Raw genomic sequence first — 18,793 nt, forward strand, 5'->3', positions numbered from 1 at the left:
CTAAGGACTTCGCCTACAACCGCTGCAACTGCGCATTCAGATACGCATCGCGCGAGGGCAGCAGGTGCTCGGCGCACAGGCGGACCAGGGCGTCGCGGTCCCGGGCGCGCAGGGCTTCGATCATTTGCCAGTGTTCCTGGCGTGCGCGCTCGCGGTAGTCGGCCGAGACCAGGGAGGCGAAGCGGATGGGGTGCGTCTGGCGCGCGTATTCGGTGATGGCCTTGTGCAGCGTGTCGTTGCCCGCCAGCGCAAACAGTTCCTGGTGAAAGGCCAGGTTGATGCGGAACACCAGGCGCGCGTTGCCTTCGGCCACGGCGGCGTCGTGCTGCTGCTGGATGGAGGTCAGGCGTTCGAGCCTCTCGGCCGGCACGGGCAGGGGGATCTTGCGGGCAGCCTCCACTTCGAGCATGCCGCGCAGCTCGTACAGTTCCTGCACTTCCTGGGTGGAGAAGGAGCGCACCAGGGCGCCCACGTTCTTGCGGCGCTCGATGAGGCCCATGCGGTCCAGCGCGGCCAGGGCCTCGCGGGCCACATGGCGCTTGACGTCGAAGCGGGCCATGAGGTCGTCCTCCACCAGGCGTTCGCGCGGGTGCAGCCGGCCGAAGACCACGTCCTCTTCCAGCGCGGCCACCATGGCGCCCAGGGCGTCCGGTGCCGGCGCGGGTTCTGCATCCAGGGAAATCGGCAATGGGGCGGCAACGACCATCAAGACAAGCGGTTGGGACAAAGACGCCATTTTGTCCGAATTGACCGCCTGCGCCGACTATTCGCGCCGGCCGGGAATGGTGCCGCGCTCGGTGGCGCAGCGCAGGAAGTCGAAGTCCACGCCCTGGTCGGCCTGGTTCACGGTGGTGAGAAAGAGCTTGCGGTAGCCGCGTTCGGTCGTGGGCACGGCCACCGGCTGCTCGCGGGCGCGGCGGGCCAGTTCCTCGTCGCCGACCTGTAGCGTCAGCTCGCGGCGCGCCACCGATAGCGTGATGCGGTCGCCATTCCTCACATGGGCCAGCGGCCCTCCCACGGCCGATTCGGGCGTGACGTGCAGCACGATGGTGCCGAAGGCCGTGCCGCTCATGCGCCCGTCGGAGATGCGCACGATGTCCTTGACGCCGGCCCGCGCCAGCTTGCGCGGGATGGGGATGTAGCCGGCCTCGGGCATGCCGGGCGCGCCCTTGGGGCCGATGTTCTTGAGCACGAGGATGTCGTCGGCCGTCACGTCCAGGTCGTCGCTGTCGATGCGGTGGGCCAGGTCGGCCGCGTTCTCGAAGACCACGGCGCGGCCTTCGTGCTCCATGAGCCGGGGATGGGCGGCCGACTGCTTGATGATGGCGCCGCCCGGCGCGAGGTTGCCGCGCAGCACGGCGATGCCGCCCTGCGGGTAGATGGGGTTGGAGCGCGGGCGCACCACGTCCTGCGCAAAGCCGGGGCCGGCGCGATCGATCTCTTCGCCCAGCGTGCGGCCGGTGACGGTGAGGGCGTCCAGGTTCAGCAGGGGCTTGAGCTCGCGCAGCAGCGTGGCCATGCCGCCTGCGTGGTGGAAGTCCTCCATGTAGTGGTCGCCCGAGGGCTTGAGGTCCAGCAGCACGGGCGTGTCGCGGCCCATGCGGTCCAGGGCCTGCAGGTCGATGTCATAGCCCATGCGCCCCGCGATGGCGGCCAGGTGCACGAGCCCGTTGGTGGAGCCGCCGATGGCCAGCAGCACGCGCATGGCGTTTTCGAAGGCGGCGGGCGTGAGGATTTTGTCGATGGTCAGGCCCCCGCGCGCCATGCGCACGGCCTCGGTGCCGGTCTGCTCGGCGATGCGGATGCGGTCGGCCGTGACGGCGGGGGGCGAGGCGCCGCCGGGCACGGTCATGCCCAGCGCCTCGGCAATGCAGGCCATGGTGCTGGCCGTGCCCATGACCGAGCAGGTACCCACGCTGGCCACCAGCTGGTTGTTCACGTCGGCGATCTCTTCGGCGTCGATCTCTTCGGCGCGGAACTTGCCCCAGTAGCGGCGGCAGTCCGTGCAGGCGCCCACGCGCTCGCTGCGGTGCGAGCCGGTGAGCATCGACCCGGTGATCAGCTGGATGGCCGGGATGCCGGCCGAGGCCGCGCCCATCAACTGGGCCGGCACCGTCTTGTCGCAGCCGCCGATGAGCACGACGGCATCCATGGGCTGGGCGCGGATCATCTCCTCGGTGTCCATGGACATGAGGTTGCGCAGGTACATGCTGGTCGGCGCCGAGAAGCTTTCGTGCACCGAGATGGTGGGGAAGTCCATGGGCAGGCCGCCCGCCATGAGGATGCCGCGCTTGACTGCCTCGATGAGCTGGGGCGCATTGCCGTGGCAGGGGTTGTAGCTGCTGCCCGTGTTGGTGATGCCTATGACGGGCCGCTGCAGCGCCGAGTCCGTGTAGCCCGCGCCCTTGATGAAGGCCTTGCGCAGAAACAGCGAAAAGCCGCGGTCGCCGTAGTTGGTCAGGCCCTTGGAGATGCCCGTGGCCGCATCGGCGGGGGCGATGTCATGGCCTGGAGCGCCAGCGGGAGTCTTGGGGTCGGTCATGGGTGGGGTGCTTTGCAGAGGGTCTTGGCGGGGTCGGAAGGCAGGCGCTGCCTTGTCGTGGGGCAGGATAGCGGCGGATGCCGCAGATTATTATCGTCGTTATCACCTATATTATTAATAATCTATCTGGCCAACCATGCAGCCGTGCCCGGCGTGCGTGCCGGGCATGTTTTTCCGACACAAGACAAAAGGAGGAGACACCCATGGTTGTTGCTGCATCCCGCATCCGTCGCATTCATGCGCCCAACCGGCGCGCCGCCCTGGCTGCGGCGCTGCTGGCCGCGCTGGCGCTGGCGCTGGCGCTGGGCCCAGGCCTGGCCACGCCCGCACTGGCCGACGGCGCCTATCCGGCCCGGCCCATCAAGCTGGTCGTTCCGTACACGCCCGGGGGTGCCACCGACGTGATCGGCCGCGTGGTGGGGCAAAGGCTCTCGCTGGCGCTGGGCCAGCCCGTGGTGGTGGAGAACCGGGCCGGCGCGGCCGGCAACCTGGGCGCCGCGGCCGTGGCCAAGGAAAGGCCCGATGGCTATATGCTGCTGCTGGGCGCGCTGACCAGCCATTCCATCAACAGCGTGCTCATGCCTGCCACGGCGGGCTTCACCATGGACAAGAGCTTCGCGCCCATAGCCGTGGTGGGCCGCGTGCCGCTGGTGATCACCGTGGGGCCGTCGGTGACGTCGGCCAATCTGGCGGAGTTCATCGCGCTGGCCAAAGCGAAGCCGGGCGGGCTGAACTACGGCTCCTCGGGCAATGGCTCACCCCAGCATCTGGCGGCCGAGCTGTTCAAGCGGCAGGCCGGCGTGCCGCTGACGCACGTGCCCTACAAGGGCAGCACGCCCGCGCTCAACGACCTCATGGGCGGCCAGGTGGATGTGGTGTTCGACACCCTGCCCGCCACGCAGGGCTTCATCAAGGGCGGGCGGCTGCGCGGCCTGGCCGTGACCACGGCGCAGCGCGTGCCCTCCATTGCCGACATTCCCACCACGGCCGAGGCCGGGCTGTCAGGCTTCGAGGTGACGTCGATGTTCGGCCTGCTGGCGCCTGCGGGCACGCCCGCGCCCATCGTCGCCCGGCTCAGCGGCGCGCTCAAGGAGGTGATGGGGCAGCAGGAAGTGAAGGACGCCCTGGTCGCCCAGGGCGCCATGCCCACCTTCACCACGCCTGCCGAGGCGCGCATGCAGATCGCCAAGGAGGTGGGCCGCTGGTCGGCCGTGATCAAGGAGTCGGATATCAAGCCGGACTGAGGCCGGGTGCGGAGCGGGGCCGGGTGGGGCCGCGCTGATATCGGGAAGGGCACAAGCATATGCCCAAAGATTCGTTCCCCCGCGCCTGCATCGTGGCGATACTGGCCGGCCGGATTCCCTCCACCGCCTCAGCTTTTTCACCGCCGCACCGTGCTACCCGACCCAGTCCCCGACAGCGCGGCCGAAGCGCAGGTCGATCGCGTCATCGACGGCCTGCTCAACGGCCTGCAATGGCGCGCCAGCGTGTTCCATGTGGGGCAGTACTGCGGGCGCTGGCGGGCCTCCACGGCGGGGCGCGCGCGGGCCAGCTTTCACCTCATCCTGGACGGGCGCTGCTGGCTGCACCTGCCGGGCCAGCCCTCGGTGGAGCTGCAGCCGCGCGACGGCGTGTTCCTCTCGCGCGACGTGCCGCATTTCATCTCGCCCTATGCCGACCCGGACATGGCATGCGCCCCGCAGGCCATGCGTCCCGCCACTGGCGATGCCGGCATCGGAGAGACGGCGCTGGCCTGCGGCTTCTTTACCTTCGAGGGGCCCATGCGCGGCCTGCTGGTCGATGCCTTCCCCGACCACCTGGTGCTGCGCGGCGACGACCATGCGATGAGCGGCGCCTCCATGCTGTTCGACCTGATGCGCGCCGAGGCGCTGCGCACGGGCACCGAGCCCTCGGCCGTGATGGACCGGCTGGTGGGCCTGCTGTTCTTCTACGGCCTGCGCCAGCTCGCGCATGGCGATGCGCGGGCGCGCGGCATCTGGAGCCTGCTGCGCCGGCCGGGCTTTGCGCCGCTGGTGGCCGAGCTGCTGCGCGAGCCGGCCCGCAACTGGAGCGTGGCCGACATGGCCGCGCGCGTGTGCCTGTCGCGCGCCACGTTCTTTCGGCAGTTCGCCGAGGCCTGCGGCCAGCCGCCCCAGCAATTCCTGCTGCTGCTGCGCATGCAGCTGGCCGCGCGCCGCCTGGCCCAGGGCGAGGCGATAGGCCAGGTGGCCGAGGCCGTGGGCTACGAGTCCTATGCGGCTTTCTCGCGCGCCTTCAAGCGCGTGATGGGCGAGCAGCCCGGCGCCTGGCAGCGTGCGCAGGCACGCTGCTGCTGAGCCGCCATCCGGGCCCGCCGCATCTGCCTGCGGGTTGACACGTTCGGGCATAAATCCGCGACGCGGCGGCATTGATGGCAAGTGGGGCGCGGCCGATCATGAAGGCATTCCTTCATTCCTGCAAAGCACCATGGCACGCCTGACCCTGCACACCCCGCAAACCGCCCCTGAAGCCAGCCGCCCCTTCGTGGAGCGCGCCCTGGCCGGCAACGGATTCCTGCCCAACCTGATCGCCATCCTGGCCAACTCGCCCCAGGCACTGGAGACCTATGTGACCGTGGGCCAGATCAACGCGCGTGCCCAGCTCACGCTGGCCGAGCGCGAGGTGGTGCAGATCACGGCGGCGCGCATCCATGGCTGCGACTTCTGCGTGGCCGGCCACACCAAGCTGGCCTTCAAGCAGGCCGGCCTGACCCAGGCCGAGGTGGTGGCGCTGCAGGATGGCCGCGACACGGGCCAGCCCCGCCTGGACGCCGTGCGCCGCTTTGCCGAAGCCGTGATCGCCACGCGCGGCGCCGTCGCCGACGAGGCCCTGGCCGCCTTCCATGCAGCAGGCCTGAGCGAGCAGCAGGCGCTGGAGGTGGTGCTGGGCATCAGCCTGGCCACGCTGTGCAACTTTGCCAACAGCCTGGCGCAAAGCCCCGTCAACCCGCAGCTGCAGCCCTATCTGCCCGAACAGTTCCGACAACCGCAGGAGAACGCACATGCTGGCTGATTCGCTGCGGCAGTGGCTGGACGCCCATGCCGACTCCCTGGACGAAGGCCCCGCGCATGCGCACGAAGTGCTGCCCCGGCTGGCGCAGCACGGCCTGTTCGGCCTGGGCGTGCCCGTGGCCGAGGGCGGGCAGGGCGGCAGCCTGGGCGATGCGCTGGAGGCCATTGCCGGCGTGGCCGGGCATTCGCTGACGGCGGGCTTCGTGTTCTGGGCGCAGCGCGCCTTTGTCGAATACCTGCTGCAGTCGCCCAACGCGGCGCTGCGCCAGCGCTGGCTGCCGGGCCTGCTGCAGGGCACGCAGGCGGGCGCCACGGGCCTGTCCAACGCCATGAAGTACCTGGGCGGCATCGAGGCCCTGCAGGTCGAGGCCACGCCCGTCGGCTCCGGCAACGCCGACGGCCTTGCACTGCGCGGGCGCGTGCCCTGGGCCACCAACCTGGTGCCGCCGGGTCGCTTCGTGGTGGCCGTTGCCGTCTCGCGCAGCGACGGTGCAAAGCCCTTCGTGGCCGCGCTGCCCGGCGATGCGGCGGGCCTGCAGCGCAGCGCCGACCTGGACCTGATCGCGCTGCGCGGCAGCCATACGGCGGCGCTGTCCATCGAGGGGCTGCAGATCGGTCCGGCCGATGTGATCCATGCCGACGCCAACCATTTCCTGCCGCGCGTGCGGCCCGCCTTCATGGGCCTGCAGCTGGGGCTGTGCATCGGCCTGGCGCGCGCCTCGCTGGCGGCGGCCTCGGCCCGTGCCGGCGCCGGGCGCGATGTGCTGGGCGGCCCGCTGCAGCAGCAGCGCCACGCGCTGGAACTGGCCACGGCCACACTGCATGCGGGCCTGTCCGATGGGCGTTTTCTTGACCGACCTCAAGCCCTGTTCCGCCTGCGCCTGGAATTGAACGACATCGTGCAGCAGTCCCTGCAGCTGGAGCTGCACGCCAGCGGCGGGCGCGCTTATCATCGCGACCAGCCGCTGGGATTTGCGCGCCGTTGGCGCGAGGCGGCCTTCATCCCCATCGTGACGCCCAGCGTCACGCAGCTACAGGGCGCGCTGGCTGGCGCAGCCCTGGCAACCACCAGTTCATGACCCAGACGGAAGCTTTCTCCCCTGACGCTCCCGCGCCCGTGCTGCAGGCACGCGGCGCGGGCTTTGGCTATGCGCCCGGCAAGGCCGTGTTCGAGGACATCTCCCTGAGCATTGCCCCGCGCGAGATCGTCTGCCTGCTCGGCGGCAGCGGCTGCGGCAAGTCCTCGCTGCTGCGCGTGCTCGGCGGCCTGGAGTCGCCGGACGGCGGCGCCTGGAGCCGGGGCGAGCTCCAGTTCCTCGGACAGCCGCTGACCGCGCCGCACCCGCGCGCGGGCTTCGTGTTCCAGCAGCCCAGCCTGCTGCCCTGGCTGGACGCGCGGCGCAACGTGGGCTTCGGCCTGGACTTTGAGCGCCAGCCGAAGCTGGAGGCCGAGGCCCGCCGCCAGCGTGTGGAGCAGGCGCTGCAGGCCGTGGGCCTGGGCGGCAGCGGCGCGCTCTATCCCTCGCAGCTGTCGGGCGGCATGGCCCAGCGCGTGGCCCTGGCGCGCGCCCTGGCGCGCGAGCCGCAGCTGCTGCTGGCCGACGAGCCGTTCTCGGCCCTGGACGCCATCACGCGCGCCGAGATGCAGGAGCTGATGGTGGACGTGGTCCACCGCTGGCACACGGCGGCGCTGCTGGTCACGCATGACATCGACGAGGCCATCCTCGTGGGCGACCGCATCCTGCTGATGGGCGGGCGGCCCGGCCACATCGTGCGCGAATGGCGCGTGGACATTGCGCGCCCGCGCGAGGACCAGGCCGCCGCCGTGACCGCGCTGCGGCTGGACATCCTCTCGGCCCTGCACGGCGTGCGCCATGCGGCCCAGGCCTGATCCGGCTCGCCTGCCTGCCGATCCGCCTGCAGATCCGCCATTTCTTCGACTTCAACCATGCTCTTCTGAAAGGTCTTTCGCATGAGCTTCCAGGACCACCCTTCCTACACCCACATCTGCGCCTCGTCGGACTGCGGCTGCGGCCTTACGCGGCGCGACATGCTGCGCCTGGGCGCACTGGCCACGGCCTCGGTGGCCGCGCCGCTGCTGGCCGCAGGCGATGCGCGCGCCCAGGCCTTCAAGGGCGATGACCAGCCCGTGAAGATCGGCTACCTGCCCATCACCGACGCCACGCCGCTGCTGGTGGCCCACGGCAACGGCCTGTTCGAGGCCGAAGGCCTCAAGGCCGAGGCTCCGCGCCTGTTCCGCTCCTGGGCCCAGATCGTCGAGGCCTTTGTCTCGGGCCAGGTCAACGTCATCCACCTGCTCACGCCCTCCACGCTGTGGGTGCGCTACGGCGCCAAGTTCCCCGCCAAGATCGTGGCCTGGAACCACGTCAACGGCTCGGGCCTGACCGTGCTGCCCGAGATCCAGAAGGTGCAGGACCTGGGCGGCAAGACCGTGGCGATCCCGTTCTGGTACTCCATCCACAACATCCTGCTGCAGGACGTGCTGCGCAAGGCCGGCCTCACGGCCGTGACGCGGGCGCGCGGCGGCGCCATTGCGGCCAACGAGGTCAACCTCGTCGTGCTGGCACCGGCCGAAATGGTCTCGGCCCTGGCCGGCAAGTCGATCGCGGGCTTCATCGTGGCCGAACCCTTCAACGCCGCCGCCGAGATCGCGGGCGTGGGCAAGATGCTGCGCTTCTCGGGCGATGTCTGGAAGGACCACGCCTGCTGCGTCACCTTCCTGGCCGAGCGCGATATCGCCGACAAGCCCGAATGGGCTCAGCGCGTGACCAATGCCGTGGTCAAGGCCCAGCTGTGGACGCGCGACAACCGCCTGGCCGCCGCGCGCCTGCTGTCGAGCACAGGCGAGCGCCGCTACACGCCGCATCCGCAGCAGACGCTGTCCAAGGTGCTGGCCGCCACCGACTACGCCAGCTACGAGGCCAGCGGCGTGGTAGTCAACAAGGGCTGGCACCAGCGGCGCATCGACTTCCAGCCCTATCCCTATCCCTCGTACACCGAGCAGCTGGTGCGCGCCATCAAGGCCACCAAGGTCGAGGGCGACACGCGCTTCCTCGACAAGCTGGAGCCCAGGTTCGCGGCCACCGACCTGGTGGACGACCGCTTCGTGCGCAAGGCCATCCAGGCCGTGGGCGGCCCGCAGGTCTTCGGCATTCCGGCCGATTTCTCGCGCCGTGAAACCATCGTGGTGTGATCCAGGTGTTGCGACGTATTGGATTGCCGCTGCTGGGCGCGGCCCTGGTCCTGGCCCTGTGGTGGGTGGGCGGCGCGCTGCTGGCGCGTAGCGCGCCCGTGGCTGCGGCCTTCGCGCCCTGGCCTTCGCTGCAGGCGCTGGGCCAGCTGCTGACGGGCGCCGACATCTGGATGCACACCCTGCTGAGCCTGCAGCGCGTGGCCGTGGGCCTGCTGCTGGCCTTCGTGGTCGGCGTGCCGCTGGGCGTGCTGGTGGGCCTGTCGCGCGGGTTCTCGCAGGCGTTCTCGCCCGTGTTCCAGTTCCTGCGCATGATCTCGCCGCTGTCGTGGATGCCCATTGCCGTGATGGTGCTGGGCGTGGGCGACGCGCCCGTGTACTTCCTGCTGGCCTTCGCCGCCGTCTGGCCCATCCTGCTGAGCACGGCGGCCGGCGTGGCCCAGCTGGACCGCAACTGGCTGCTGCTGGCGCGCAGCCTGTCGGCCACGCGCACCGAGACCGTGCTGCGCGTGGTGCTGCCCGGCATCACGGCCCAGATCCTCACGGGCGTGCGCCTGGCCATCGGCATCATCTGGATCGTGCTGGTGCCCGCGGAAATGCTGGGCGTATCGGCCGGCCTGGGCTACTTCATCCTCGACACGCGCGACCGCCTGGCGTATTCGGAGCTGATGGCTGCCGTGGTGCTGATCGGCGCCCTGGGCTATGCGCTGGACCATGCGGCGCGCTGGCTGCACCAGCGCTGGATGCATTCGGCCTGAGGCCTGCGGGCAGGCGGTGGCATCAGGTGCTGCATCAGGTGCCGTGCACGCCGCGCAGCCGCAGTCCTGCCCATCCCGTCAGCACGGCGCACAGCAGCACTCCCCAGGGGCCCAGCGCGGGCACGGGGGTGGCTGTGGCCGGGGCCGGGGCTGCGGGCTCCACGGTCTGGGCCCATGCGCCGCTGTCCGCGGCGAGATAGTTCGCATCGCCGCCGTACCGGGCCACGATGGCATGCGGGCCGGCCGCCGTCAGTTGGGTGGTGGCGATGATGGCCCTGGCATTGGACAAACCTGCCGTGCCCAGCGACAGGCCGCCAGCCAGGATTTCGACCGTTCCCGTGGGGACGGCGGCGGTGCCCAGGGAGACATCGGGTGCGACCACCACGGAGAAGGACAGCGACTGCCCGGAGCGCGAGGGATTGGCGCTGGAGGTCAGCGTGACACGGGAGGGGCCCTGTCCCACCGCCGCCATCTGCACCGCCTGCGGAGCCGCGTCATGGTCCGCATCGCCGAGCTGGCTGGCGTTGATCGTGCATGTCCCTGCGGCCTGGAAGCGGATGGTGCTGCCGGAGGCGCTGCAGATCGCCGCGGTCAATGCATCCACGGCGAACATGACGGGGTTTCCCGAGGCGCCTCCGACGGCGGCCACGTCATAGGTATCCCCCACCCGTGCGCCGGCCGGTGGTGCCGTGGTGAAGGTGATGGCCTGCGGCGCTTTGGCGATGGCACCTGCCGCCGCCGGGCAACTGGTATCGCTGGCCGGCCAGTAGCGATTGCCCGTCCCCGTGAACGTTTCGCCGCCACAGTTGTTGCCGGGCGCGTTGTTCGTGATCTGGTTGCCGTGGAGTGTGCGGGGGCGGGTGAGCGTGAACGAGACGCCGGCACCCGAGCCCGGAGACACCAGCACGTTGCCGGTGACGGTGCTGTCGGTCATGGTGGTCGGCACCCCGCTGCGCAGGCCCCCGCCCAGCGTGCGGGCCGTGTTGCCGGACAGGCGGCTGCGCTCCACCGTCAGCGAGCCGCTGCCCGTGCTGTAGATGGCACCGCCCTGTCCCCCTGCCTGGTTGCCGCTGAACACACTGTCCACGATGGTCACCGTGCTGTCGCGGCTGTACAGTCCCCCGCCGTTGATGCCGGCCGTGCTGTCCTGCACCACGCTGCGCTCCAGGCGCAGGGTGACGCCGTTGTCCAGGTAGATGGCGCCGCCGTCTTCACCGGCGGCAGTCTGCCCGCCGCGCAGTGTCAGGCCGCGCAGCGTGAGCTGGACACCGCTGCCCTGGGCCGACACCAGGCGGGAGGCATTGCCCCCATCGAGCGCCACCCGCTGGTCCCCGTCGATCGTGATGTCCGAGGTGGTGAAGTTGAGGTCGATGGAATGGCCTGCCAATGCAATGGCGGTGAGGCTGCCTGCCGGAAAGACGGCCGGGTCGAACACGATGGTGTCCGCGCCATTGCCCGATATGCATGCGCCGTTGCCCCAACTGCCGTCATCCATCTGGGCACTGGTCAATGCCTCATTCAGACTGCAGTCCGCTGCACCGGGCGTGTTGTCCGTGGTATTGACCACGATGGTCGCGGCCTGGCCATTGAGTGCCAGCAGGCTGCACAGCGCGCCAGGCACTGCCAGAAGCCGGAGGCGTCGAAGGGGTCTGTGAAGAAAAGCGTGCACGGTTCCTCCCGTTGCGCTGCGTGTCCCGGGCAGACCCGCGCGCTGTTGTTGCGGACCGCGTGACCTTAGCTTTCTGCGAAGATCGTGAAAATGTGCCGTCGGCACATCGCAGGCCTGAAAATGCGGCCTCAGCCGGCCCACCTATCGCCAGCACCTCGAGCACGCCATTGGATTTCGCGACATGACCCTGTCAACGCAGCAACTGGGGCAACTCAATCAGGCCATCCTCGCGGTGCACGGCGCGCCCGATCTGCACGCGCTGGCCACGCATTTGCTGCACGCGCTGCGCCTGGTGGTGCCGGGTGACATTAGGGTGGTGGATTTCTCCGGCATTGCGGAAGTCCGTGGCTGCACGGCCTACGATCCGGTGCGGGCCATTTCCTCCGAAGTCAACGCTGCGGTGCACCGGCATCTGGCCGACAATCCCTTGTATCGGCAGCGCCAGACGCAGGCCGCCAGCATTTCCGACCTGCTGACTCGCGGGCAATGGCAACGGACCGCGCTCTATGCCCAGGCCTACTCCCAGGTGGGCCAGCAGGACGGACTCGCGCTGGACGTGGAACTGGGCCACGGAGCGATGCTGACCCTCAATGTCACACGCGCCTCGCGCGGCTACACCGCGGCGGAGCGCATGGCGCTGACCTTGCTGGGGCCGCATGCGCAGGCGCAGTGGCGGCGCCTGAGCCAGCAGCAGCGAATCAGCCAGGCGGCATGGCATGCGCTCTCACCGGGCTCGCCGGCTGCCGACGTGCTGAGCCCGCGCGAACGTGAAGTGCTGCAATGGGTCGCCAACGGCAACACCAACGCAGAAATCGCCACCATGCTGGAGTTGCGTGCAGGCACGGTGAAGCGGCACCTGGAAAACATCTACCGCAAGCTGGGAGCCGCCAATCGGCAAGATGCCTTGTCGACGATGCGCAGGCCGGATTTCTAGCGCGTGTCGCGCGCTTGTGCGAACCCGCGCGGGCGCCGTGCGCGGGGCCAGCTCTTCGAGAAGCAGGGAAACCGGCCCTACGGCAAGACGCTCCGGCAGGCAATGCCAAACCGCTGGGCCAGCGCGTGCAGGCGCCTGTCTCGCGACCACAGGCTGGCACCTGAAGACATGAGTGCCGAGGCCAGGAGCGTGATGTCCACCAGACCGCAGCCCAGACCAAAGAGTTGCTCGCGCTCTATCAAGGCCAGCACTTCGCGCATGCTGGCCTGTCGGGCAGGCTTGAGCCGCTGAAGGTCCGCGAGCGTGCGTGCGCGCGCCGGTGGCGTGCCGCAAGCCAGTTCACCCAGCACCAGGGGATGCATGAGCGCCATGTCTTGCTGCAGCAACTGCGCCAGGTGAGGATTGCCCTGCCTGAAGTGATCGATCCAGACCGAGGTATCGACCAGAACGGGATTCATGGCTCGATGCCCTGTGGGCGACGGGGAATCTCCCGCATGTCCGGTGCGGAGCCTCCCAGCGCGGCCAGACGCTTGGCCGCCTGAACTCTCACGAAAGTCTTGATGGCTTCGCGAAACAGGTCGGCCTTGTCCATTTCTGGCTCCGCCAGCTCCAGCGCTTCCTCGTACAAGGCGTCGTCGATGGTGACCGTGGTTCTCATGGCAGGCCTCATTGCATCAATGTTGAAGCAAGTTTGCATCCAATGGCGCATCCCTGCAAGTGAGCCGCGCGGGATGGCACCGGCTTTGCCTGCATGGTGTTTTTAGTCTATTGGTTGTATCATGCAACTAAATTGCGAAGGAACATCGCCATGGACATGCAGCAGCGTCAGTTGGAACTGGCCGGCCCCCTGCCGGCCCTTGCACCATCGGGGCGGCTCCGGGGGCGTGTCTGCCTGGTGGTGGGCGCCACCAGCGGGATAGGCCGGGCCACCGCCCTGCGCATGGCCGAGGAGGGCGCCGCCGCCGTGGTGGTCACGGGGCGCCGCCGTGAGCTGGGCCTGGAGCTGGAGCAGGAAATCCGGCAGCGGGGGGCAGACGGCCTTTTCCTGGCCTGCGATGCAACGCGGCAGGAGGACATGGCGGCGGTGGTGGAGCAGGCCGTGGCGCGCTTCGGGCGGCTGGACGCGGCCTTCAACAATGCGGGCTTCCAGGAGCGGCGCGCCGCGCTGGCCGAGCAGGATGATGCGGTCTTCTCCCAGGTCTTCGATACGAATGTGCGTGCGGTCTTCCACGCCATGCGCCATGAACTGGCGGCCATGCTGACCGCGGGCGGCGGCACCATCGTGAACAACACCAGCGTCAGCGGCATACGCAATCCCAACCCGGGCCTGTCGCTGTACGGCGCCTCCAAGGCTGCGGCCCTGTCGCTGACCCGCGCCGCCGCCATGGAGTACGCGCCGCACGGCATCCGCATCAACGCCGTTGCCCCTGGCCGCGTGGTCACGGACATGATGCTGGGCTCGGGCATTGCCGACATGCATGCCGTGGCGGCGGGCCTGCCGCTGCGGCGCATGGGCCATCCGCAGGAGGTGGCCACGGCCGTGGTCTGGCTGATGTCGGACGAGGCGGCCTTTGTGGTCGGGCACTGCCTGGCGACCGATGGCGGCTTCCTGGCCGGATGAGCCTGCCCGGGGCAAGTCCGTTGCGCGAAGTAAGCACTACGGGGTTTGATATGATGACTGTATAAAGATACAGCTTCGAGCGGCCTGGCTGCCCGATCTGCAGGCCCATGCTCCCTCCCCACCGCTTCTACTACCTGCACAACTTCCAGCGCGCGCTGGACTGGATTGGCCAGCGTTACGGCGATCTGCTGGACGCGCCCGAGCAGGCATTCCTCACCCGTTTCACGCAGCTGCCCCAGCCCTCGCAGGCGCTGATGGTGCGTTTGCTGATGCGGCGCGGGCCCTGGTTTCGGGCCGGCAAGCTGGTGTACGAAGAGATTCCCGGCATTGCCGACGCGGCCGCGCCCCTGCTGGAGATGGGCTGGCTGGACGCGGACCACCCCATGGCGCTGGAGGAGCTGTTTGCGCTGCACACCAAGCCCGAGCTGCTGCAGCTGTTCGCAGGCGCACCCGTTCACTCAGGCCTGCGCAAGGCCGAGCTTTTGCAGGCCCTGCAGCCTCTGCATGAGGCGCCCAGGCCCTATGCGCAATGGCACCAGGGCGTCGGAGCCGGCGAAGCCGCCTGGCGCGTGATGGTGGGTGCGCTGTGCGAGCGCTTTCGGCTGATGTTCTTCGGCAACCTCTACCAGGACTGGTCGGAATTCGTGCTGGCCGACCTGGGCGTGTTCCGCTACGAGGCCGTGGCCTTCGATGCGGCGTCACGGGCCTTCCAGTCGCGTGCCGATGTCGATGGCTACCTGGCCCTGCAGGCCTGCCGCGCGGCGCTGGATGAGGGCGTGGAGATCGATGCGCTGCTGCAGCAGGTGGCCGGCTGCGCCAGCGGCAATGCCTGGCTGGAGCAGCGCCGCGCCAAGGTGCTGCTGCGCATAGGCCAGGCCTGCGAGCGCATGCAGGACTGGGAGCGTGCCGAGCAGGCCTATGCGCAAAGCCGCTACCCCGGCGCCCGCCACCGGCGCATGCGTGTGTACGAGCGCATGGAGCGCTTTGCCGATGCCATGGCGCTGGCCCAGGCCGCCCAGGCCCAGCCCGAGAGCGACGAGGAACTGCAGCGCGTGGCGCGCATGCTGCCGCGCCTGCGCCGCAGCCTGGGGCAGGGCGCACGCGGGCGTGCGGCGGCGCTGGCGCCCGTGGTGGCGCAGATGCGCATGGACGTGGAGCTGGACCTGCCGGCGCGGCCCGCATCGGTCGAATACGTGCTGCGCGACCACTGGCACAGCGACGCCGCGCCCGTGTTCTACGTGGAGAACGCGCTCATCAACTCGCTGTTCGGCCTGCTGTGCTGGCCGGCCATCTTCGCGCCGCTGCCGGGCGCTTTCTTCCACCCGTTCCAGAGCGGCCCGGCCGACCTGTCCGCGCCCGACTTCGTGCAGCGGCGCGCAGCCTTGTTCGAGGAATGCCTGGCGCATCTGGACGATGGCAGCTGGCGCGAGGTCATCGTGCAGCGCCATGCCGACAAGCAGGGCCTGCAGTCGCCCTTCGTGTTCTGGGGCACGCTGAGCGCGCCCCTGCTGGCGCTGGCGCTGGACTGCATTCCGGCCGCCCACCTCAAGCTGTTCTTTGCGCGGCTGCTGCGCGACGTGCAGGCCAACCGCACGGGCTTTCCCGATCTGGTGCGTTTCTGGCCGGCCGAGCGCCGTTACGAACTGGTCGAGGCCAAGGCCCCCGGCGACAAGCTGCAGGACAATCAGATCCGCTGGCTGCAGTACTGTGCCGAGCACGGCATTCCCGTGCGCGTGTGCCATGTGCAGTGGCGCGGCCAGCCGCTGGGAGAGGCCGCGTGAGCTACACCGTGGCCGTGCGCGCGCTGTGCGAGTTCACGGCGCGCGCGGGCGACCTGGACCTGCGCTTCACGTCCGCGCCCAGCGCGCTGGAGGGCATGGCCGGCCACAGCCTGGTGCAGTCGCGCAGGGGCAAGGACTACGAGACCGAAATCAGCCTGGCCGGTGAGTACGGCGACCTGCGCGTGCGCGGCCGCGCCGACGGCTTCGACGCCGGGGCTGGCCAGCTCGAGGAAATCAAGACCTACCGCGGCCAGATCGAGGGCGTGCGCGCCCACCACCGCGCCCTGCACTGGGCCCAGGCGCGCATCTATGCCCATCTGCTGTGCCAGGCGCGCGGCCTGCAGCGGCTGCGCGTGGCGCTGGTGTATTTCAACGTGGGCAACTCGGAGGAAACCGTGCTGGTGCAGGAGGAAGACGCGGCCACGCTGCGCGCCTTCTTCGAGCAGCAATGCGCGCTGTTCCTGGACTGGGCGCGCAGCGAGGCCGCCCACCGCGCGGCGCGCGAGGCGGCGCTGGCCGCGCTGCGCTTTCCCATGCAGGGCTTTCGCGCGGGCCAGCGCGAGCTGGCCGTGGCCGTCTACCGCGTGGCGCGCGCGCAGCAGGGCGGCCAGTGCCTGATGGCGCAGGCGCCCACGGGCATCGGCAAGACGCTGGGCACCATCTTCCCCATGCTCAAGGCCATGCCGGACCAGGGCCTGGACCGGCTGTTCTTCCTCACGGCCAAGGGCACGGGCCATGGCCTGGCGCTGCAGGCGCTGGCCAGCGTGAACCGGCAGATCGCCGAGCAGCACCAGCCACCGCCGCAGGAACCGGCTGCGCCGCAACCGCTGCCCGCGCCACCCGCAAGGCTGCGCGTGCTCGCCATCCTGGCTCGCGACAAGGCCTGCGAGCATCCCGACAAGGCCTGCCACGGCGACTCCTGCCCGCTGGCGCGCGGCTTTTTCGACCGCCTGCCCGCCGCGCGCGCCGCCGCGCTGCAGCAGGCGCCCTGGGACCCGCCTGCCGTGCGTGCCGTGGCGCTGGCGCACGACATCTGCCCCTACTACCTGGCCCAGGAACTGGTGCGCTGGAGCGATGTGGTCGTGGCCGACTACCACTACTTCTACGACAGCGCCGCCATGCTGTACGCGCTCACCCAGGCCCAGCAATGGAAGGTGGGCGTGCTGGTGGACGAAGCCCACAACCTGCTCGAGCGCGCGCGCCGCATGTACACGGCCGAGCTGTCGCAGTTCGCACTGGCGGCCGCCCGCAAGTCGGCCACCGGTGCCGTGCGCAAGGCGCTGGACCGGTTCAGCCGAAGCTGGAGTGCGCTGAACAGGGAGCAGACCGCCAGCTACCAGGCCCATGAGGAAGTGCCCGCAGGCCTGCTGGGCGCCGCGCAGCGCGCCGTGGCCGCCATCGCCGACGCCAATGCCGACAGCCCCATGCTGCCCGGCGACCCCGTGCTGGACTTCTACTGGGAGGCGCTGCAGTTCATGGCGCTGGCCGAGCAGTTCGGCGGCCATGCGCTGTTCGATGTCCACCTGCTGCCCGGGCGCCCAGGCCCCCGTCGCACGCCGGCATCCACGCTGTGCATACGCTGCGTGGTGCCCGCGCCCCACCTGGCGGCACGCCATGCGGCGGCCCATGCCTCGGTGCTGTTCTCGGGCACGCTGAGCCCGCCGCACTTCTACCGCGACATCCTGGGCCTGCCCGAAGGCACGCACTGGCTGGAGGCCGAATCGCCCTTCCAGGCCGACCAGCTCGATGTGCAGGTGGCCGGCCACATCTCCACGCGCTACCGCGACCGCGACCGTTCGCTGCGGCCCATCGCCGACCTCGTGGCCGCGCAGTACGCGCGCCGGCCCGGCAACTACCTGTGCTTTTTCAGCAGCTTCGACTACCTGCAGCGCGTGGCCGAATGCCTGCAGCGCGCCCATCCCGATCTGCCGGTCTGGCTGCAGACCCCGTCCATGGACGAGGAGGGTCGCGCGGCCTTCCTGGCCCGCTTCACCGAAGCCGGGCAGGGCGTGGGCTTCGCCGTGCTGGGCGGGGCGTTCTCCGAGGGCGTGGACCTGCCCGGCGAGCGCCTCATCGGCGCCTTCGTGGCCACGCTGGGCCTGCCCCAGGTCAATCCCGTGAACGAAGAGATGAAGCGCGCCATGGACCGCCAGTTCGGCGCGGACAAGGGCTATGACTACAGCTACCTCTACCCGGGGCTGCGCAAGGTGGTCCAGGCCGCAGGCCGCGTCATCCGCAGCGAGCGCGACCGCGGCGTGGTCTTTCTCATCGACGACCGCTATCGGCGCGGCGAGGTGCAGGCGCTGCTGCCGCGCTGGTGGCGGGTGGAGGGCATGCGATGATCCGGGCCCGCACCAGTCCACGACTGGCATCCCGTCCCCCATCCCGTTCCCATCCAGGAGCCTTCCGAATGCCCCGCATGCGCTGCGCCATCCTTGCATTGACCCTGGGCCTGCTGGCCGGCGGCCCGGCTGCGGCAGGCGTGGTGCAGCCTGTGCCCGACAGGCAGGCCAGCGAGAACAAGATGCCGGCCTATCCCAAGGAAGCCAGGCGGCTGGAGCAGGAAGGCCAGGTGGTGCTGCGGGTTCTGGTGGGCGCCAGCGGAAAGGCACTGGCCGTGGATGTGGCAGACAGCAGCGGCTATCCTCTGCTCGACCAGGAGGCGCTGGACGCCGTGCGGACGTGGCGCTTTGTCCCCGGCACGCGCGACGGCGTGCCGGACAGCATGTGGACGCGCGTGCCCGTCACCTTCCTGCTGAAATAGCGGCATGCCGGTGGTGGCAGGTGTGTACCCGGTGCGTGCCCTGCGCAGCGACACAAGGAGCATTCCATGAAGATCGTCATCACCAGCGTGCTCGTCGATGACCAGGACAAGGCCCTGGCCTTCTACCGCGACGTGCTCGGCTTCGTTCTCAAGCACGACATTCCCATGGGCGGCGATGCGCGCTGGCTCACCCTGACATCGCCCGGCGATGCCGATGGCGTGGAACTGCTGCTGGAGCCCGACATGCACCCGGCCGCCAGGCCGTTCAAGACCGCCCTGCATGCCGACGGCGTGCCGGCCACCTTCTTCGGCGTGGACGACGTGCAGGCCGAGTACGAGCGCCTGAGCGCGGCCGGCGTGCGCTTCACCAGGCCGCCGACGCATCTGGGGCCGGTCACGATTGCGGTGTTCGACGACACCTGCGGCAATCTCATACAGATCAACCAGCGGCATTGAGCGGGGC

General features: G+C 69.7%; 18 protein-coding genes. 13 read left to right on the plus strand and 5 right to left on the minus strand.

Features of this window, described 5'->3' with window-relative positions; genetic code table 11:
- Positions 1-13 precede the first annotated feature (13 nt).
- The gene (locus U6958_RS05905) at positions 14-706 is read right to left on the minus strand and encodes a GntR family transcriptional regulator (protein ID WP_074922417.1); all 693 of its coding nucleotides are present in this window, start codon (positions 704-706) and stop codon (positions 14-16) included.
- A gap of 57 nt (positions 707-763) precedes the next feature.
- Positions 764-2,542 carry an IlvD/Edd family dehydratase gene (locus U6958_RS05910; RefSeq protein ID WP_074922416.1) on the minus strand — a complete coding sequence of 593 codons (1,779 nt, stop codon included), beginning with the start codon at positions 2,540-2,542 and terminating at the stop codon, positions 764-766.
- Positions 2,543-2,745: 203 nt separating this feature from the next.
- Here U6958_RS05910 and U6958_RS05915 point away from each other — a divergent pair, with 203 nt between their 5' ends.
- From U6958_RS05915 to U6958_RS05945, 7 genes are all read left to right on the plus strand, one after another.
- On the plus strand, positions 2,746-3,786 hold the full coding sequence (locus U6958_RS05915) for a tripartite tricarboxylate transporter substrate binding protein (RefSeq protein ID WP_074922415.1): 1,041 nt from the start codon (positions 2,746-2,748) through the stop codon (positions 3,784-3,786).
- Between the two features lie 150 nt (positions 3,787-3,936).
- Complete coding sequence (locus tag U6958_RS05920) at positions 3,937-4,878, plus strand: AraC family transcriptional regulator (protein ID WP_016448374.1); 942 nt, start codon at positions 3,937-3,939, stop codon at positions 4,876-4,878.
- Positions 4,879-5,008: 130 nt separating this feature from the next.
- Entirely contained in the window at positions 5,009-5,593 is a 585-nt protein-coding gene (locus tag U6958_RS05925; protein ID WP_016448373.1) for a carboxymuconolactone decarboxylase family protein, read from the plus strand.
- Positions 5,583-6,671: an acyl-CoA dehydrogenase family protein gene (locus tag U6958_RS05930; protein ID WP_016452686.1), complete on the plus strand. Its 1,089-nt coding sequence runs from the start codon at positions 5,583-5,585 to the stop codon at positions 6,669-6,671. The genes U6958_RS05925 and U6958_RS05930 overlap by 11 nt, the downstream gene beginning before the upstream one ends.
- On the plus strand, positions 6,668-7,483 hold the full coding sequence (locus tag U6958_RS05935) for an ABC transporter ATP-binding protein (RefSeq protein WP_013800535.1): 816 nt from the start codon (positions 6,668-6,670) through the stop codon (positions 7,481-7,483). The genes U6958_RS05930 and U6958_RS05935 overlap by 4 nt, the downstream gene beginning before the upstream one ends.
- An 81-nt stretch (positions 7,484-7,564) precedes the next feature.
- Positions 7,565-8,806 (plus strand): ABC transporter substrate-binding protein, encoded by a 1,242-nt coding sequence (locus tag U6958_RS05940; RefSeq protein ID WP_016448371.1) that lies wholly within the window; start codon positions 7,565-7,567, stop codon positions 8,804-8,806.
- Positions 8,803-9,561 (plus strand): ABC transporter permease, encoded by a 759-nt coding sequence (locus tag U6958_RS05945; RefSeq protein WP_208607061.1) that lies wholly within the window; start codon positions 8,803-8,805, stop codon positions 9,559-9,561. The genes U6958_RS05940 and U6958_RS05945 overlap by 4 nt, the downstream gene beginning before the upstream one ends.
- 34 nt (positions 9,562-9,595) lie before the next feature.
- Here U6958_RS05945 and U6958_RS05950 read toward each other — a convergent pair whose 3' ends face one another.
- Entirely contained in the window at positions 9,596-11,182 is a 1,587-nt protein-coding gene (locus tag U6958_RS05950) for an Ig-like domain repeat protein (RefSeq protein WP_074922414.1), read from the minus strand.
- A 229-nt stretch (positions 11,183-11,411) separates the two neighbouring features.
- Here U6958_RS05950 and U6958_RS05955 point away from each other — a divergent pair, with 229 nt between their 5' ends.
- Complete coding sequence (locus tag U6958_RS05955; protein ID WP_074922413.1) at positions 11,412-12,164, plus strand: helix-turn-helix transcriptional regulator; 753 nt, start codon at positions 11,412-11,414, stop codon at positions 12,162-12,164.
- 77 nt (positions 12,165-12,241) lie between these two features.
- On the opposite strand, the gene U6958_RS05960 is transcribed toward U6958_RS05955, so the two are convergent.
- Both U6958_RS05960 and U6958_RS05965 read right to left on the minus strand, forming a co-directional pair.
- Positions 12,242-12,622, minus strand: a complete 381-nt coding sequence (locus tag U6958_RS05960; RefSeq protein ID WP_074922412.1) for a type II toxin-antitoxin system VapC family toxin — start codon at positions 12,620-12,622, stop codon at positions 12,242-12,244.
- On the minus strand, positions 12,619-12,822 hold the full coding sequence (locus U6958_RS05965) for a type II toxin-antitoxin system VapB family antitoxin (RefSeq protein ID WP_016448366.1): 204 nt from the start codon (positions 12,820-12,822) through the stop codon (positions 12,619-12,621). Before U6958_RS05965 ends, U6958_RS05960 begins: the two co-directional genes overlap by 4 nt.
- Positions 12,823-12,972: 150 nt before the next feature.
- Here U6958_RS05965 and U6958_RS05970 point away from each other — a divergent pair, with 150 nt between their 5' ends.
- The 5 genes from U6958_RS05970 (at position 12,973) to U6958_RS05990 (ending at position 18,786) form a co-directional block, all read left to right on the plus strand.
- Entirely contained in the window at positions 12,973-13,785 is an 813-nt protein-coding gene (locus U6958_RS05970) for an SDR family NAD(P)-dependent oxidoreductase (protein WP_083393616.1), read from the plus strand.
- A gap of 107 nt (positions 13,786-13,892) precedes the next feature.
- Entirely contained in the window at positions 13,893-15,566 is a 1,674-nt protein-coding gene (locus U6958_RS05975; protein WP_074922411.1) for a VRR-NUC domain-containing protein, read from the plus strand.
- Positions 15,563-17,908 carry an ATP-dependent DNA helicase gene (locus U6958_RS05980; protein WP_074922410.1) on the plus strand — a complete coding sequence of 782 codons (2,346 nt, stop codon included), beginning with the start codon at positions 15,563-15,565 and terminating at the stop codon, positions 17,906-17,908. The genes U6958_RS05975 and U6958_RS05980 overlap by 4 nt, the downstream gene beginning before the upstream one ends.
- Before the next feature lie 68 nt (positions 17,909-17,976).
- A complete protein-coding gene (locus U6958_RS05985; RefSeq protein WP_016452677.1) occupies positions 17,977-18,330 on the plus strand; it encodes an energy transducer TonB in 354 nt (117 codons plus the stop codon).
- A gap of 66 nt (positions 18,331-18,396) precedes the next feature.
- Positions 18,397-18,786, plus strand: coding sequence for a VOC family protein (locus U6958_RS05990; RefSeq protein WP_012207608.1), 390 nt, complete (start codon positions 18,397-18,399; stop codon positions 18,784-18,786).
- Positions 18,787-18,793: the final 7 nt, after the last annotated feature.

Source organism: Delftia lacustris (genome assembly GCF_040267515.1).
In the GTDB taxonomy this organism is placed as follows: Bacteria; Pseudomonadota; Gammaproteobacteria; order Burkholderiales; family Burkholderiaceae_C; genus Comamonas; species Comamonas tsuruhatensis.